The sequence below is a fragment of the Streptomyces sp. BoleA5 genome, assembly GCF_000373665.1.
Lineage (GTDB): Bacteria > Actinomycetota > Actinomycetes > Streptomycetales > Streptomycetaceae > Actinacidiphila.
The window spans coordinates 14695-28193 of record NZ_KB892123.1 but is presented as its reverse complement, the minus strand read 5'-3'; the positions used below and the strand labels follow the sequence as shown (position 1 = coordinate 28193).

Sequence of the window (13499 nt, the reverse complement as noted above, 5' to 3'; positions counted from 1 at the left end):
TGGGGCCGCCACAACATCCCGGCACGACGCCCAGGTGATGACGGCGCCCCATCAACGGCAGGGCCCCACCATCTCTCCCGCCTCGCCCTCATGCGCCGGTATGAGCCGGCTCCTAGCATGGGACACATGTGCGCAGATGACGTCCAGCGACCGCTGAGGCGGCCGGACTTCACGGCCGACGCCATGCCCACCGCCGCAGTTCCTGCTCGCAGCGCAAACGGAACGCATCAACGAGCGGTCGGCCTCGCCGAGGCAACCAGAAGGGGAGCCGCAGGAGCCGCCCACCAGGTTGGTGAGATGGCCGACGCCGCCGCCGAGGCCATGGAGCCGTTGAAACCGCGGCTGCGTGGTTGGTTGCACGCCGGCATGCTTCCGGCCTCAATCATCGCGGGCATCACACTGATCTGCCTCGCGCGCACGACCCCGACGGCACTGGCCTGTGGAATCTACTCCGCCTCCGCGTGGCTGCTGTTCGGCACCAGCGCTGTCTACCACCGCGGCACCTGGGGTCCTCGCGGGGAGACGGTCCTGCGTCGGCTCGACCACGCCAACATCTTCGTGGTCATCGCCGGCACGTACACGCCCCTGGCCGTGGTCCTTCTTCCCCAGCACGGACGAGCCGTCCTGCTGGGGCTCATGTGGGCCGGCGCCTTCACCGGAGTCGCCTTGCGGGTGCTGTGGGTGGGAGCTCCCCGCTGGCTGTCCACCCCTTGCTACCTCGTGCTCGGCTGGTCCGGCGCCTTTCTCCTACCGGACTTCATGCACGTCGGCGGGGCCGTGGTGGTAATCCTGATCGTCACCGGCGGAGTTCTCTACACCGCAGGTGCAGTGGTGTACGCGATGAAGCGACCTGATCCGTTTCCGCGCTGGTTCGGATTCCACGAGGTCTTCCACACTTTCACCCTGGCTGCTTTCGCGACCCATTACGCGGCGATCGCCCTGGCGGCCGTATGACCAGCCCAAGTCCATGGCCGTCACGTGTCCGAGGCACATGCGGCGTCAGGAAGTCCCGGACTCCTGTGCCCGATCTGTCCGCCCGCATTCGACCTGCGGTGCCCGGCGTGCGCTGCGGGGCCCGTGGAGCGTAGCGTGGAAGGTGTCCGCCGACTGGTCGTGTGAACCGACCACGCAGCCCGGACCCCAAACCAGGCGGGCCGAGGCTCTGTCCGCAGCGTCAACCCCCTTCATGGCGTGTCGCAACCGTGTCGTCCGCAAGGGGATGTACGCCGTCACGCAGTAGTGAGCCCCGACTCTGGTCATCCTCGATGAACATCCGCTGCGGGTCCCTGGCGGGTTTCAACAGAACGCGGCGCTTGACGCGTTGGTCCGGCTACGGCATCGCCGCATGCTGGGCACACCGGCCGACGCCGTGGAGAACGACGTCGGCGAGCGGGCGATAGCGAGCTCACCTGCGGTCTGCAGGCGCTGACCACACCCCGGGGTGCCCGTGTACGCGCCGCGAAGAATGCGGAAGACGTGGGCGCCGATGTCCTGGGGGCCTGCACCGGCGCCCCCACCGGCGGTCGTCCTCCTTGTGCCCGGGACCGGCCTTCTGGTGGCTACGGTTGTCGTGCGGCAGACGATTGCATGCCGGTCTGCGAGTGATCGAATACTGTCTGATGTGGCGGAGGCGGCCATGGGGGCACGGAGACACTTGTCCGAGAGCCTTGCGACCCCAGGCGAGACGCGGCCCGACGGCATGCCCTCGGCACTGTCCGATCGACGGGGGCTGGCCGCGGTGGAGGCGACGGGGTTGCTGGACACCGGCCCCGAGGCGGCATTCGACGACCTGGCCCAGCTCGCGGCCTCGGTGACCGGTTGCGCGCGGGCATTCATCACGCTGGTCGACGAGCGTCGATCGTTCTGGAAGTCGTGCATCGGGGTGGACGCCGGGGAGGTGGCCATGGCCGAGCGACAGAACCCCGTGGGGGAGGGCTTCTGCCCCTTCGTGGACGGCGGGCACGGGGAGCCGTTCGTGGTCGCGGACGCCGTTGCCGACGCCCGCACGAGCAGCCATCCCGCAGTCACGCGGATGAAGATCGGAGCCTGGGCCGGACCAGCGACGACACCGCTCTCCTCGCCCTGCGTGTCCCCCCGCACCCCTGACGAGCGTGGGAGACCGGGCGCGTCAGTGACCCCGCTGCGCCCGATGACGGCGCCCTATTCGACGCGGCGCGCCTTGTGCCTGCCGACGTCGAAGCGTGCCCGGATGGGCAGTGCGCTCAAGCAGGTGCTTTCGCGTGCGTGCGCCACGGGGCCGTGACACAGTGCCTGCAGGACCGGGGCGGGTGTGGCGTGGTCCGTCAGCGTGACAGCCAGGTCGAGCCGGGGATGCACCGGGCGTCCGGTCATATGGGCGCCCGCCCGCCCGACGCCGGGCAGAGCGCTTGCTTCGGAGGCCACGGCGTCGCTGAGGGCGCGACCGCGCAGTTCGACACCGTCGGGTGGTGGCGTTCCGCCCAGGTGCACCGAGGCGGGACGTTGGCGAGTGAACTGGGCGAGCAGCCACAGGAGGGCCAGGACGGTCACCAGGGTGAGGCCGGCGATGACGGCGGGCCACCACCACCAGCCCTGGTCGCTCCAGCGGATCCGGTCGGCGTTGCTGAGCAGCACTTCATAGTGCGAGGTCAGCGGCCAGCCGGCGGGCGGAACCACATGAAGCCGACGGTAGAGGTCGAGAGCTGCGGTGAGGATCAGCAGCCCGCCCCCCAGCAACACCAGGCCGCTGATGGCGAGGAGGAGGCGGTTGAGCGTGGATCGGCCGTTCATGGCGCGCTCCCGGGGCGGGGTCAACGGGTGTGATGTCGTAGGCGGATCGCCAGGCGTGGGGCATGTGCCAGAGCGAGTTCACGGCACTGCTCCTGCAGGGCGTGAGTGAGGTCGTCGCGGACGGTCGCCGGGTCGCGGAAGCGGACCTCCGCTCGGGCGATCACGCGCCGGCGTCCGACCCGGACCTTGGCTCGGCCTACGCCGGAGACCCGCATCGCGGCATCGCGCAACACCAGTTCGGCTCCCCGACGGTCCAGCCAGGCCCGCAGTCCCGCACAGCCGTCGGGTGCCCGCAGCGGCAGCAGTCGGCGCAGGCCGGGGGTGAGCGCGAGGGAGAGCAACCACAGGCCGAGGACGACGGCGACGGCCGCGCCGATCAGCATCCACAGGTCGTCGACCGGGCGACTGGCCAACTCGTCGGCGAGGCCGGTGCGCCAAGCCCCGGCGCGCTGTCCGGCACGCACCGCGATCACGTCGTACAGCGTCACCCCGAAGGCGCAGAGCGCCACCAGAGCCACCACGGCGGCCGGAATGCGACGTGCCGACCACAGGCGAGGTGAGCTCGCCCCAAGGCCATCGCCCGCCGGCGACCTCGCCTCGGGATCTCGGATGCCGGGCCGGCCCGAGACTGCGGCCCTCTCGCTCTCGGGTGGCGCTTCATGGCGACCGGGCGGTGCGATACCGGATGGGAGAGACATGGGGGCTCCTTGCTCCTTGGTCGGTGCGTGACGATCGGCTGGTCCGCGGCGACGCTGAGGCGGCGGGGGTCACCGAACCCGGCCAGGTCCGCCGACAGTGGCCAGGCGCCGAATCGTCAGCGTGACGTCACCGACGTCCAGACCGGTCAGCTGGGCCACCCGTTCGGCGACCTCGCGCTGCAGTTGCCGGCAGGTGACGGCGATGTCGGCGGGGTATGGAAGGTCCACCGACAGCGCCAGTTGCGCGGTCTCTCCGTACGTGGTCACGCGAGCCCCTGGTGCGGCCAGATCCGTGGGCTGATGCCTCGGGCCGAGGAGCCGGCGCAGCGCCGTACCGGCGACCCGGACGGCGATCCGTGCCACGACCCGGTCGGGTACCACCGTCGCGCCGCGTGCGGCGGGCGGCACACGGCCGTCGACGTCGTCCGCATGCCCACCGGGGGGACGTCCGGCCGATCCTGCGGCACGGGCGTTGGTGTTCACCGTGGCCGCCGAGCGGACGTGTCCCGCTGCCGCCGGGTGAACACGTCGGCGTCGCCTTGCAGGACGAGACCGACGCCCAACCCCACGGCGCCCAGGACCGCTACCAGGAGGAAGGCCCAGAACCCGCCGAAGTAGCCGGCGAATCCCAGTGCCATTCCGGCTGCCAGTCCCGCTGTCGCTGTATTCATGACTCACTCACCTGTCCCGCACCCCGTGTGCCGCCGCCTTCGTGCCCGCTGGAAGGCGCACTGACGGAGGTCATCGGACGCGGCCCTCGTCCGGCTCGGTTACGTCTTCCTCTTCCTCGTCGGGCAGCTTCACGTCGTCGACGACGAGGTTCACCTCGACGACCTCGAGGCCGGTCATGCGTTCCACGGCGGAGATGACGCTGACGCGGACCTCTGCTGCCACGTCGGGGATCGCGTAGCCGTACTCGACGACGACATCGAGGTCCAGCGCGGCCTGGCTCTCGCCCACCTCGACCTTCACCCCGCGGCTGACGCTGCCGGTCCCGCCGCCGGGGACGCGTTCACGCATCGCGCCCATGGCCCGGGCCATGCCCGCGCCGAGGTTGTGGATCCCGGGGACCTCGCGGGCGGCAGTTCCCGCGATCTTGGCCACGACGCCGTCGGCGATGGTGGTCTGGCCCCGCGTTTCGGGGGAGGTGTTCGCGCCGGTCGGCCCCTTCAGCATCGTCCCGGTCCCGGCGGAGCCGTCCTGTCCGGTGAAGGGACGGTCGGTGGTGTCCGTCATCGCAGTCGCCTCGATCAGTTGCCGCGGGCACCGTACGGGGCCCGTCACAGAGTTGGACACATCCGGGAGGCAATTCGTCATGCACATCCGCGAACCGGCATCACATGCCTGAAGCCGGGCATGCGTAACACCGCAGGGAGGAGGTGCGGTCATGACGCACAGCGTCGGCACTTCCCCACGCCGAGCGACCGCTCCCGGTACGTCCACGGGCCCCGCCCTCCGGGGCCTGGCCGACGGCCTGCCGTCCGCGTCGGACGATCTGCTGGCGACCCGGGCCGGCGAAGGAGACGAAGAGGCCTTCGCGATCCTGGTGCGGCGCCACAGCCGCCCTCTGCTGATGCTGGCCTTCCACACGCTGGGGAACCTGCCGGACGCCGAGGACGCCGTCCAGGACGCTTTCATCAGCGCCTGGCGGCGCCTGCCCGATTTCCGCCACGGCTCGGCGTTCAGGACCTGGATGTACCGCATCACCGTCAACCGCTGCCTGAATTCCCTGCGCCACCGCCCGGCCCCGGTACCGTTGAACTCGGTGGCCGAACCCGCCGCCCCCGGTATGCGGAGCTCGCCGCCGCGGGCGGCCGAACAGGACGCCCTCACCGACGCTCTGGCCAGCGCGCTCGGCGCCCTGGAACCGCAGCAGCGCATCTGCTGGATCCTCCGGGAACTGCAGGGACTTCCTTACGCGCAAATCGCCCACGTCACCGGCACCACCGAGCAAACGGTCCGCGGGCGACTGTACCGAGCACGACGAACCCTGAAGGAGGCGCTGGGCCCATGGCGCTAGACGACCATCCCCCCCGGCCTCCGGCGGACGGCTGCCCTCTCGACGAGGTCCGCCGTCACACCGGCGACGAAGTGCTCACCTGCGGGCGCACGCTCAGTCACGCCTGGGATCAGGCCAGGAACGCCGGTCCGCCCGTGGACCCCCACCTCGCCGAGTGCCCGTACTGCCGCGATGCCGTGGACGGACTGGCCGCACTGGCCAGGGCGACGCAGGCGCTGCGGGAGCAGGAACCACCCAGCACGCAGAAGATCATCTCCCGCGTCGTGGACATCGTCCGACGAGAGGTACGGCTGGGGCCGATGCTGCCGCTGGGCGACCCCACGCGCACCCTGCGGATCGCCGGGCGCACCGCGGCCGGCGTGCTGCGCAGCGCGGCTGACTCGGTCCTCGGCGTCACGACCGCCAGTTGCCGCCTGACCCGAGCCGACGAGCGGACGGGCCTACGCGTGAGCATCACTCTGGCCGCCGCTTTGAACCGCCCCCTGCCTGAGACGGCCGCACTGGTGCGCCGCGCGGTACGAGACGCCGCCGACGACGCACTGGGCCTGTTGGCGGCCGCGGTGGACGTCACGGTGATCGACGTACACCACGCAGCATGGTCGCCGAGCATGCCGGAACCCGCGCACGGCGGGCCGGGCGCCACCGTATGACGGGCTGCGACCCTGCCGACCTTCGCCGGAGCGCCGCCGAGGCCCCTCTCGGGATCGACGGGGTACTCGACCTGCAGCCCACTCTCGCCAGCCGTCTCGCGCGAGCCGCCGCATGCCCGGTTCCGGGAACGGCCGACAACAGGGCTTCACCGCTGTCGGGCGTCCGCGTCGCGCGTTGCCCGGACGGCTCGGCTGGCAGGTGGGGATACGTTGCGTCGTGGCCGAGGGCCACCGGGCCGTGGAGCTCGCCCGCGCGGTCCACGACCGGGCCCGGGCCCCATTCATGCCGCTCGTCTCGGCCCACGAGACCGGTAAGGCCCTCACCGTGACCGTCACCATCACCCGGATCGCACGGACACCCGCATGATCCGGTCCGGAGGGCGGCGGTCGCCGACGGACTCCTCCGGGACGCGCCCCGTTCCCAGAGGAACGCGAACCCGCACCCCGTCGCGTGGATGATCGCGGTCCGGGGTCGACGGGCCCGCGTCCGTCACCGTGGCACCGAAACGGCTCCGAGAGGCCTACGGGTTCCTCTCCCTCCTCCCTCGCGAAGGACCGCCAGACGGCTCCTGCGGGTCCACCGCGGTGGATTCCGAGGCGTCTTCAGTCCCGCTGGGACGCCCCGAGGGGCCCCGCGGTCCCGTGTCATGGATGCCCCTCTTGCCGCACTTCCCAGACCGCTCCTCACCGCTGCGGGAGATGTCTTCCACGGGTGAGCCCTGCGACGAGTCCGCTATGTCCTGCTGACTCGGCTCGCGGTTCTTCCCGCCCGGCGCATAGGTGTCCGGATGGAAGGAGCGATGCGCGCTCGGGTTCTCCTCGTGGTGGGTCGCGTCCACGTCCTGCGCCCACCCGTGCTGGTCATCGCCCTTGAACCGGCTCGTTTCCTCGCCCTGCCGACCTTCGCCGTGCTTCTTCGCCAGGACAGCCTTCCTTCATCCCCCCCGAGGGGCGATATGCCCTCTTCGAGCCCATGCCCGATATTCGACACTCAAACGGGCAGGCATGCGGCCGGTGCGCTGCATCCGCGGAGCAGCGATGACGGAATGCCGCCGACCGGGAGCGTTATGTATCGGCCCCCGCAGGGTGCCGACATCACCCTGCGTGACGTCGAAGTTCGCCCCCTGGACCTCCTGGAACCCGCGGAAGCCCTGGGGGTGATGTTCGGGTCGCGGGCAAGGACGTCAGCGCCGCCGCCGACACGAATCGTCCACGTCAGGACGGGTGATCGACCCTTCAGCGCGGGTCAGGACACCTGCGAACCGATTCGCGCAGCGACGACGGCAGCCGACGGGGGCAACGCCGACGGGGGAGGCCCGGCGGTCAGCGTGCTCAGGACCGCTGCGGACAGCGGCCCACGCGCGGCAGGCGCCGCGGGTTCTTGGCTCAGGTCGAGGGCAACGGTCACCGTCGTCTCCCTCCGCGGGTCGGGATCACGGGTCGCCTGCCCAGGGCTCGGCTCCCCATGCGCCGGGTACCGCCGGGGTCGGTTCGGCCGCGGAGCAGGCGGTGCGCGCTCGCCGTGATGCGGGCCGCCCTCGACGCCGACGTCCTCGCGGACCGGCAAGGACGACGTCACCGCGAGCAAACCGGCGCCGGACCTGGTCTCGCAGGCCATGGAACGGACGGGCGTACCCGCGGACCAGGCTGTGTCCGTGGGAGACACAACATGCCGGCCTCCGGCGACAGCAGCCCCATACGGCGATGAGCTCGCTCGTCGCTCCCCGTCCACCCGGCCGCGGTCGCCCTGACGGGCTCCGACGCGGCCAGGACGATCCGGCTCCCCGTACCGGGTGGCGACAGGGCCGTGCGCGCCGGGTTGACACGTCTCCTACAGCCGGATCGATGCCGCGACCGGCAGATGGTCGCTGCCGGTGGCCGGGAGGGTCCAGGCCGACCGGGGTTCCATACCGCGCACCAGGATGTGGTCGATCCGGGCCACGGGAAAGGACGCCGGCCAGCTCAGACCGAAGCCGGCGCCCGACTCGGCCTGGGCCGAACGCAGTTGCGAGGTGACCGCGGACAGGGCCCCGTCGTCGGTGGTGCCGTTGAAGTCGCCCATGAGCAGGGTGCGGGGCAGGGGTTCGGCGCGCAGGGCGGCGGCCAGGGCGCGCGCGGCGGTGTCCCGCCCGCTCGTGCCGAAGCCGTACAGCGGTGTGAGCCGGACGGACAGCAGATGGGCGACGTAGACGGCGACGGGCCCCTTGGGGGTGCGGACAGTGGCACGCAGGGCGCGCGGCCACGGCGCGATGTCGACCGTCCGGGTGTCGGCGAGCGGGTAGCGGCTCCACAGGCCGACCGTGCCCCGCACCGAGTGGTAGGGGTGGCCGGCGCGCAGCACGGCGCCGTACGCCGCTGCGTTGTCGCCCAGCTCCTCGATGGCCACCAGGTCGGCACCGGAGGCCGCCAGGGCACGGGCAGTGCGCGCCGGGTCCGGGTTCTCCTCATTGGCGTTGTGCGTCACCACGGTCAGGTCCCCGCCGGACGCCCGTTTGTCGGCCAGTGTGCCCCCGAAGAGCGAGCACCAGACGATCGCGGGCAGCAGAACGGCGACGGCCGCGGTCGCCGAGCGCCGCAGCAGCGCGCACAGCAGCAGCAGCGGCACGGCCAGGCCGGACCAGGGCAGGAAGGTCTCGACGAGGCTGCCCAGGTGGCCGGCCCCGTCAGGGACGTGGGCGTGGCCGAGCGTCACCAGTGCGGCCACCGCCGCGAGGGCGGCCGGGACGCGTCCCCGTCGCCAGATGCCGGCGCACCCGCCGGGAAGCGGTTCGCGAGCCGGTGCCGGCGGGGCGCCGGGAGTGCGCAGGAGAGTGGCCACCGCCGGCTCACCGGTCCCCGGACAGGGCGGCGGCCGCGGACGCCGTTCCGGTCCCGGCCACCCACCGGCGTACGCCCTCCACCAGGGTGTGGCCGGCGCCGAGCGCGGCGTTCAGGCCCTCCTGCGGACTGGTGCCCGGACGCTGGTGGAGGACGACGCCGAGGGCGAGATGGCCGTGTCCGTGCCGGTCGGGGGCGGTGGCCGCCCACATCAGGGCGCCGCCGGCGGGGGTGCTGGAGCCGGTCTTGAGCCCGACCACACCGGACGTGCCGAGCAGGGTGTTGGTGTTGAGAACGGAGCCGGGCACACCGGGCACGGTGGTGCTCGGCTGGGCGACGACCGCTCTGAAGACCGGGTCGCGCATGACCTGCCGAGCCAGCTTGAGCTGGTCGCCGGAGGTGCTGGTGGTCGTGGACTCGATGCCGCTGGCCCCGGTGTAGGTGGTCCGGTCCATGCCGAGTTCCTCGGCGGCCCTGTTCATCTTGGCGACGAACGCCTCCTGGGAGCCCGCGTCCCAACGGGCCAGCAGCCGGGCGACGTTGTTGCCGGAGGGGATCAGCATCAGCTCCAGCAGCCGCCGTTCGCCCAGTCGCTGCCCCAGCCGCAGCGGCACGGTCGACTCCACACCGGACACGGACTCGTCCGCGGCCTGCTGGTCGACGGTGATCCGGGGGCCGGACGCGCCGCCGCGCAGCGGATGGTCGCGCAGGATCACGTACGCGGTCATCACCTTGGTGACGCTGGCGATCGGCACCGGTTTCTGCGCGCCCCGGTCGCCGAGGTCACCGCCGTCACCGAGCCCCTCCACCAGCACGCTGGCCTGCCCCTGGCGGGGCCAGGGCAGTGACACCGGCGGGCGGTGCCCCGGCTGTCCGCCGTGGTGGCCGCTCCTCCCGGAAGCACCGTCCGCGTCGCCGCCGCCGTCCGTGAGGACGACCACCGCACCCAGGGCGATCAGAGTGACCAGGGCGGCGGCACCGGCCGCGACCGGTACGGGGACGCGCCGGGAGCGGCGTGTACGGCTCGGCGGATTCCACGGCCCGGCGAGCGGCTGCTGCTGCTGCTGCGGATACTGCGGCTGCGGCTGCGGCTGCGAACGGCCTGTGCCGGGTGTGCCGGGCTCGCGGGGTTCAGAGACCGGGTGCATGGACGGGGCACCTCCACGGGGTTCACGGCGTGGCTCTCACGCACACCGCCTACCGTGGGGCTCACTGATGTCGGGCCGGCCGAGGCCGTGTCGCAGCGGGCGCTCGGCCGGTCATCCGTCGTGTATCAACGCCGCCGTGTGTCAGCACCGCCGCGCCTGCCCGGCGGTGGCTCAGTCGGCCACGGGCAGCCGGAGCGTCGCGACGGCCCCGCCGTCGGAGGCGTTGGCGAAGGACAGCGACGCGCCGACGACGCGGGCCTGGCCGAGCGCGATGGTCAGCCCGAGGCCGTGGCCGCGCCCGCGCTCCGACGCCCCGGTGCGGAACCGCCGGGGCCCGTCCGCGAGCAGCTCGCGCGGGAAGCCCGGACCGTGGTCCCGTACGGTCACGGTGGTGCCCGTCACCGCGACCTCGACGGGCGCGCCTCCGTGCCGGTGGGCGTTGAGGACGAGGTTGGCCACGATCCGGTCGACCCGGCGCGGGTCGGTCCTGGCGGACCCGGCGCCGTCCGGCGTGAACCGCGCCGGCAGTCCGGTGCGGGCCAGCGATTCCTCGACGACCTCGGCCAGCGGGACCGGTCTGAGTTCGGCGCGTTCGGCGCCCGCGTCCAGCCGGGAGATCTCCAGCAGGTCCTCCACCAGGACCCGCAGCACCCCCACCCGGTCGCGGACGAGGTCGGTGGCCTCCCCCTCGGGCAGCAGCCCGCTCGCGGTGACCAGTCCCATCAGCGGGGTGCGCAGTTCGTGGGCGACGTCGGCGGTGAAGCGCTGCTCGGCCGCCAGGCGCCCGAGCAGGCTGTCCGCCATGGAGTCCACGGTGGCGGAGATCTCGGTGATCTCGTCGCCGCGACCGCCGCGGTCGGCGCGGTCGGCGCGGCCCTCGCGGCCGTCGGCGGTCCGCGCGGCCAGGTCACCGGCCGCGATGCGGCGCGCGGTCCGAGCCACCCGCCGCAGCCTTCGATGGGGCAGCTCCGCCGCGAGCGCCGTCAGCGGTAGCACGACGCCCAGCGCGAGGACGGAGTACTTCCACATGTGCCGGTCCAGGGCGCGCCGGGTGAGCAGGTCGGAGGTCATGTCGATCGCGATCGCCACCGGCCTGTCCCCGTACATGCGGGCCGCCCACATCCGCGGGTGGTCGCCGGGGCCGTCGCCGTCGTACCAGGTGGCGTGTCCGGTGCTCGGCCCCGGCCCGTGCCGCAGCCGGTCGAGCAGTTCGGCGGGCATCGCCGCAGGCGACGTCTCCAGCCCTTCAAGGGGCCCGCCGTCGCGCCGGGAGTCCTCCACGGCGCGGTCCAGCTCCGCCGTGGCCTTCGCACCGCCGTCGTTCATCGACCGCGCCAGCGTGCTGCGGTGGACCAGCACCCCGACGGTCAGCGCGATCGCGCAGCAGGCCACGGCGACGAGCAGCGTGGTCTTCCAGCGCAGCGAACGCCAGTTGAGCAGGTCGCGTACGGTGTCCACCTCAGCGCCGCAACTTGTAGCCGAAACCGCGGACGGTCTCGATGCGTTCGGCGCCGACCTTCTTCCGCAGCCGCTGCACGCACAGGTCGACCACGCGGCTGTCGCCGTCCCAGCCGTAGTCCCACACGTTGCGCAGCAGGGTGTTCCGGTCCAGCACGACACCGGGGTTCGCGGCGAACTCCAGGAGCAGCCGCAGTTCGGTGGGGGCGAGCGCGACCGGTGTGCCGGCCCGGGACACCTCCAGACCCGCGGTGTCGATCTCCAGGTCACCGAAGACGAGCCGCCCGGGGTCCTGCGGCCGGGCCTGCGGTCCCGCGGGGGGCGGGTCCGACGGCGCGGGAGCGACGGGGGTGAAGGTCGCCCGCCGCAGCAGGGACCGGATCCGGGCCACGAGCACCGCGGTGTCCACGGGTTTGACCACGTAGTCGTCGGCGCCCGCCTCCAGGCCGGAGACCACGTCCAGGGCGTCGCCCCGCGCGGACATCATCAGGATCGGGTCCATGCTGGTCTCCCGGACCCTGCGGCACAGCCCTATCCCGTCCAGGCCCGGCAGCATCACGTCCAGCAGCAGCAGGTCGTGGCCGCCCTCCCGGAACAGTTCGAGGCCGGTCAGGCCGTCCGCGGCCGAGGTGACGCGGTAGCCGTAGCGTTCCAGCGCCATGGAGACCGACCGGCGGATCACCTCGTCGTCCTCGACGAGCAGGACCGCCACGGGCGGCGGGGCGGCCGCCGCCTCTGTCATGGAAACCGACATCTCTTCCCATCGGACGCAGGTACAGGCTCTCCATGATGCGCGAGGCGGATCCGCGCCGGGCATCCGCCGGCGCTCGGCCGTGCGTCAACCGTGTATCAGCGGAGGTTTCACGTCACAGCCGCCCCACCACGCTCAGAGGCCCCAGGGTTCACGGCACATGCGGCCCGGTGACGAAGCGACCGTTCCTGTCGTACGGCCAGGCGTTGGAGACGCACCCGTGCAGGCCCTTGATCTGCTGCATCATCACGGGGGCCAGTTGCCCGGGGCCCGCGCACGTCGTGTGCGTGTACTGCAGGAAGTGCCCCATCTCGTGGTTGATGATCAGCGCCCGGTAGTCGTGGATCGGCCCTTCGAACGTGGGCGATCCCTCGACCCACCGCTTGAGGTTGACCACGACCCCGCCGGGGACCTCGCAGTTGTACTCGCCCCGGGTGTCCTGCTTGATGCCCGCCCAGCACAGTGCGTCGGCCGTGCCCGGTGTCGCGATGCTCACGGTGAGGTCGGCGGGCTGTCCCGCGCCGACCAACCGGAACGCGTAGGCCGGGTTGTGGGTCCAGCCGCGGGGGGCGGCGAGGATGTCGGCGATCTCCTCGGCCGCCTGGGCCGGCGAGACGTCGAGGCCGGTCTCGACCCTCACCAGGTAGCGGAGCGGCCGCGGTCCGCGCCCTACCTTGTCTCCGCCGGCACGCGCGGTGACGAACGTGCCGCTGCCCGTCGCGGGCACGTCGATCTCGGTGGGGGTCGGCTTCGGCTTCGGCTTCGTGCTCGGAGTGGGCGTCGGTGTGGGTGTGGGAGGACGGGAGGGAGTGGGCGTGACCTTCACCACGCTCCGCGGCCGCCGCGCACCGCCCGAGGCGTCGCCGGGCCCGTCGTCCAGGAAGAACGCGGCGGAGCCGAGCAGTCCGCCGACCACCAGCGTGGCGACCAGATAGCCCCTGACCCGGCGGCGCGGACGGCGCCGCCGGCGGCGCGAGGTGCGGTGGCCGCGCGAGGTGCGGTGGCCGCGCGAGGTGCGGTGGCGTCCGGCACGGTGGGATGAATCCATGGCAGCTCAACCTGGTCATCCGAGATGATCGCCATGAGCCCGGCCCATCACGAAACGATAACGAGCGCTCGCCCGGGACCCCCGGCCGCTCGGAAGGGCCACCTCGCATCGCGGGTATGACCCTTCTGTAACAGCTCCCG

16 protein-coding genes are annotated in these 13499 nt (G+C 72.4%); 6 read left to right on the top strand and 10 right to left on the bottom strand.

Features of this window, described 5'->3' with window-relative positions; translation table 11 throughout:
- Nucleotides 1-297 precede the first annotated feature (297 nt).
- Entirely contained in the window at nucleotides 298-954 is a 657-nt protein-coding gene (gene trhA / locus B085_RS0129615) for a PAQR family membrane homeostasis protein TrhA (protein ID WP_018562229.1), read from the top strand.
- Nucleotides 955-1654: 700 nt separating this feature from the next.
- Entirely contained in the window at nucleotides 1655-2263 is a 609-nt protein-coding gene (locus B085_RS50175; RefSeq protein ID WP_199789247.1) for a GAF domain-containing protein, read from the top strand.
- Here B085_RS50175 and B085_RS0129610 read toward each other — a convergent pair.
- The 5 genes from B085_RS0129610 to B085_RS0129590 all read right to left on the bottom strand — a co-directional run bounded on the left by B085_RS0129610 (nucleotide 2161) and on the right by B085_RS0129590 (nucleotide 4703).
- Nucleotides 2161-2769, bottom strand: a complete 609-nt coding sequence (locus tag B085_RS0129610; protein ID WP_018562228.1) for a hypothetical protein — start codon at nucleotides 2767-2769, stop codon at nucleotides 2161-2163. The genes B085_RS50175 and B085_RS0129610 overlap by 103 nt on opposite strands.
- A gap of 20 nt (nucleotides 2770-2789) precedes the next feature.
- Complete coding sequence (locus B085_RS44195) at nucleotides 2790-3290, bottom strand: DUF6286 domain-containing protein (protein WP_037732747.1); 501 nt, start codon at nucleotides 3288-3290, stop codon at nucleotides 2790-2792.
- A 246-nt stretch (nucleotides 3291-3536) separates the two neighbouring features.
- Nucleotides 3537-3734 carry an Asp23/Gls24 family envelope stress response protein gene (locus B085_RS51095; protein WP_234018687.1) on the bottom strand — a complete coding sequence of 66 codons (198 nt, stop codon included), beginning with the start codon at nucleotides 3732-3734 and terminating at the stop codon, nucleotides 3537-3539.
- Between the two features lie 212 nt (nucleotides 3735-3946).
- Entirely contained in the window at nucleotides 3947-4138 is a 192-nt protein-coding gene (locus tag B085_RS0129595) for a membrane protein (RefSeq protein ID WP_026251579.1), read from the bottom strand.
- Nucleotides 4139-4208: 70 nt separating this feature from the next.
- Nucleotides 4209-4703 (bottom strand): Asp23/Gls24 family envelope stress response protein, encoded by a 495-nt coding sequence (locus B085_RS0129590; RefSeq protein WP_018562224.1) that lies wholly within the window; start codon nucleotides 4701-4703, stop codon nucleotides 4209-4211.
- 151 nt (nucleotides 4704-4854) lie between these two features.
- Here B085_RS0129590 and B085_RS0129585 point away from each other — a divergent pair, with 151 nt between their 5' ends.
- The 4 genes from B085_RS0129585 (at nucleotide 4855) to B085_RS51090 (ending at nucleotide 7888) form a co-directional block, all read left to right on the top strand.
- On the top strand, nucleotides 4855-5487 hold the full coding sequence (locus tag B085_RS0129585) for an RNA polymerase sigma factor (RefSeq protein ID WP_018562223.1): 633 nt from the start codon (nucleotides 4855-4857) through the stop codon (nucleotides 5485-5487).
- Nucleotides 5478-6137 carry an Asp23/Gls24 family envelope stress response protein gene (locus B085_RS44190; protein ID WP_018562222.1) on the top strand — a complete coding sequence of 220 codons (660 nt, stop codon included), beginning with the start codon at nucleotides 5478-5480 and terminating at the stop codon, nucleotides 6135-6137. Before B085_RS0129585 ends, B085_RS44190 begins: the two co-directional genes overlap by 10 nt.
- Before the next feature lie 217 nt (nucleotides 6138-6354).
- Nucleotides 6355-6504 (top strand): hypothetical protein, encoded by a 150-nt coding sequence (locus B085_RS49645; RefSeq protein ID WP_018562221.1) that lies wholly within the window; start codon nucleotides 6355-6357, stop codon nucleotides 6502-6504.
- 1234 nt (nucleotides 6505-7738) lie between these two features.
- Entirely contained in the window at nucleotides 7739-7888 is a 150-nt protein-coding gene (locus tag B085_RS51090; RefSeq protein ID WP_234018691.1) for a hypothetical protein, read from the top strand.
- A gap of 80 nt (nucleotides 7889-7968) precedes the next feature.
- On the opposite strand, the gene B085_RS0129570 is transcribed toward B085_RS51090, so the two are convergent.
- From B085_RS0129570 to B085_RS0129550, 5 genes are all read right to left on the bottom strand, one after another.
- Nucleotides 7969-8880: an endonuclease/exonuclease/phosphatase family protein gene (locus B085_RS0129570; RefSeq protein ID WP_234018690.1), complete on the bottom strand. Its 912-nt coding sequence runs from the start codon at nucleotides 8878-8880 to the stop codon at nucleotides 7969-7971.
- An 82-nt stretch (nucleotides 8881-8962) separates the two neighbouring features.
- On the bottom strand, nucleotides 8963-10102 hold the full coding sequence (locus B085_RS0129565; RefSeq protein ID WP_018562219.1) for a D-alanyl-D-alanine carboxypeptidase family protein: 1140 nt from the start codon (nucleotides 10100-10102) through the stop codon (nucleotides 8963-8965).
- A 171-nt stretch (nucleotides 10103-10273) separates the two neighbouring features.
- Nucleotides 10274-11560, bottom strand: a complete 1287-nt coding sequence (locus B085_RS0129560) for a sensor histidine kinase (protein ID WP_018562218.1) — start codon at nucleotides 11558-11560, stop codon at nucleotides 10274-10276.
- Nucleotide 11561: 1 nt separating this feature from the next.
- Nucleotides 11562-12302 (bottom strand): two-component system response regulator CseB, encoded by a 741-nt coding sequence (gene cseB / locus B085_RS0129555; protein WP_086020750.1) that lies wholly within the window; start codon nucleotides 12300-12302, stop codon nucleotides 11562-11564.
- Between the two features lie 160 nt (nucleotides 12303-12462).
- Nucleotides 12463-13359, bottom strand: coding sequence for a DUF3152 domain-containing protein (locus B085_RS0129550; RefSeq protein ID WP_018562216.1), 897 nt, complete (start codon nucleotides 13357-13359; stop codon nucleotides 12463-12465).
- Nucleotides 13360-13499 lie beyond the last annotated feature (140 nt).

Coding starts and splice junctions, on each gene's coding strand:
- trhA (WP_018562229.1), top strand. CDS start 298: ATGGCCGACGCCGCCGCCGAGGCCATGGAGCCGTTGAAACCGCGGCTG.
- B085_RS0129610 (WP_018562228.1), bottom strand. CDS start 2,769: ATGAACGGCCGATCCACGCTCAACCGCCTCCTCCTCGCCATCAGCGGC.
- B085_RS0129595 (WP_026251579.1), bottom strand. CDS start 4,138: ATGAATACAGCGACAGCGGGACTGGCAGCCGGAATGGCACTGGGATTC.
- B085_RS0129590 (WP_018562224.1), bottom strand. CDS start 4,703: ATGACGGACACCACCGACCGTCCCTTCACCGGACAGGACGGCTCCGCC.
- B085_RS0129585 (WP_018562223.1), top strand. CDS start 4,855: ATGACGCACAGCGTCGGCACTTCCCCACGCCGAGCGACCGCTCCCGGT.
- B085_RS44190 (WP_018562222.1), top strand. CDS start 5,478: ATGGCGCTAGACGACCATCCCCCCCGGCCTCCGGCGGACGGCTGCCCT.
- B085_RS0129565 (WP_018562219.1), bottom strand. CDS start 10,102: ATGCACCCGGTCTCTGAACCCCGCGAGCCCGGCACACCCGGCACAGGC.
- cseB (WP_086020750.1), bottom strand. CDS start 12,302: ATGACAGAGGCGGCGGCCGCCCCGCCGCCCGTGGCGGTCCTGCTCGTC.
- B085_RS0129550 (WP_018562216.1), bottom strand. CDS start 13,359: ATGGATTCATCCCACCGTGCCGGACGCCACCGCACCTCGCGCGGCCAC.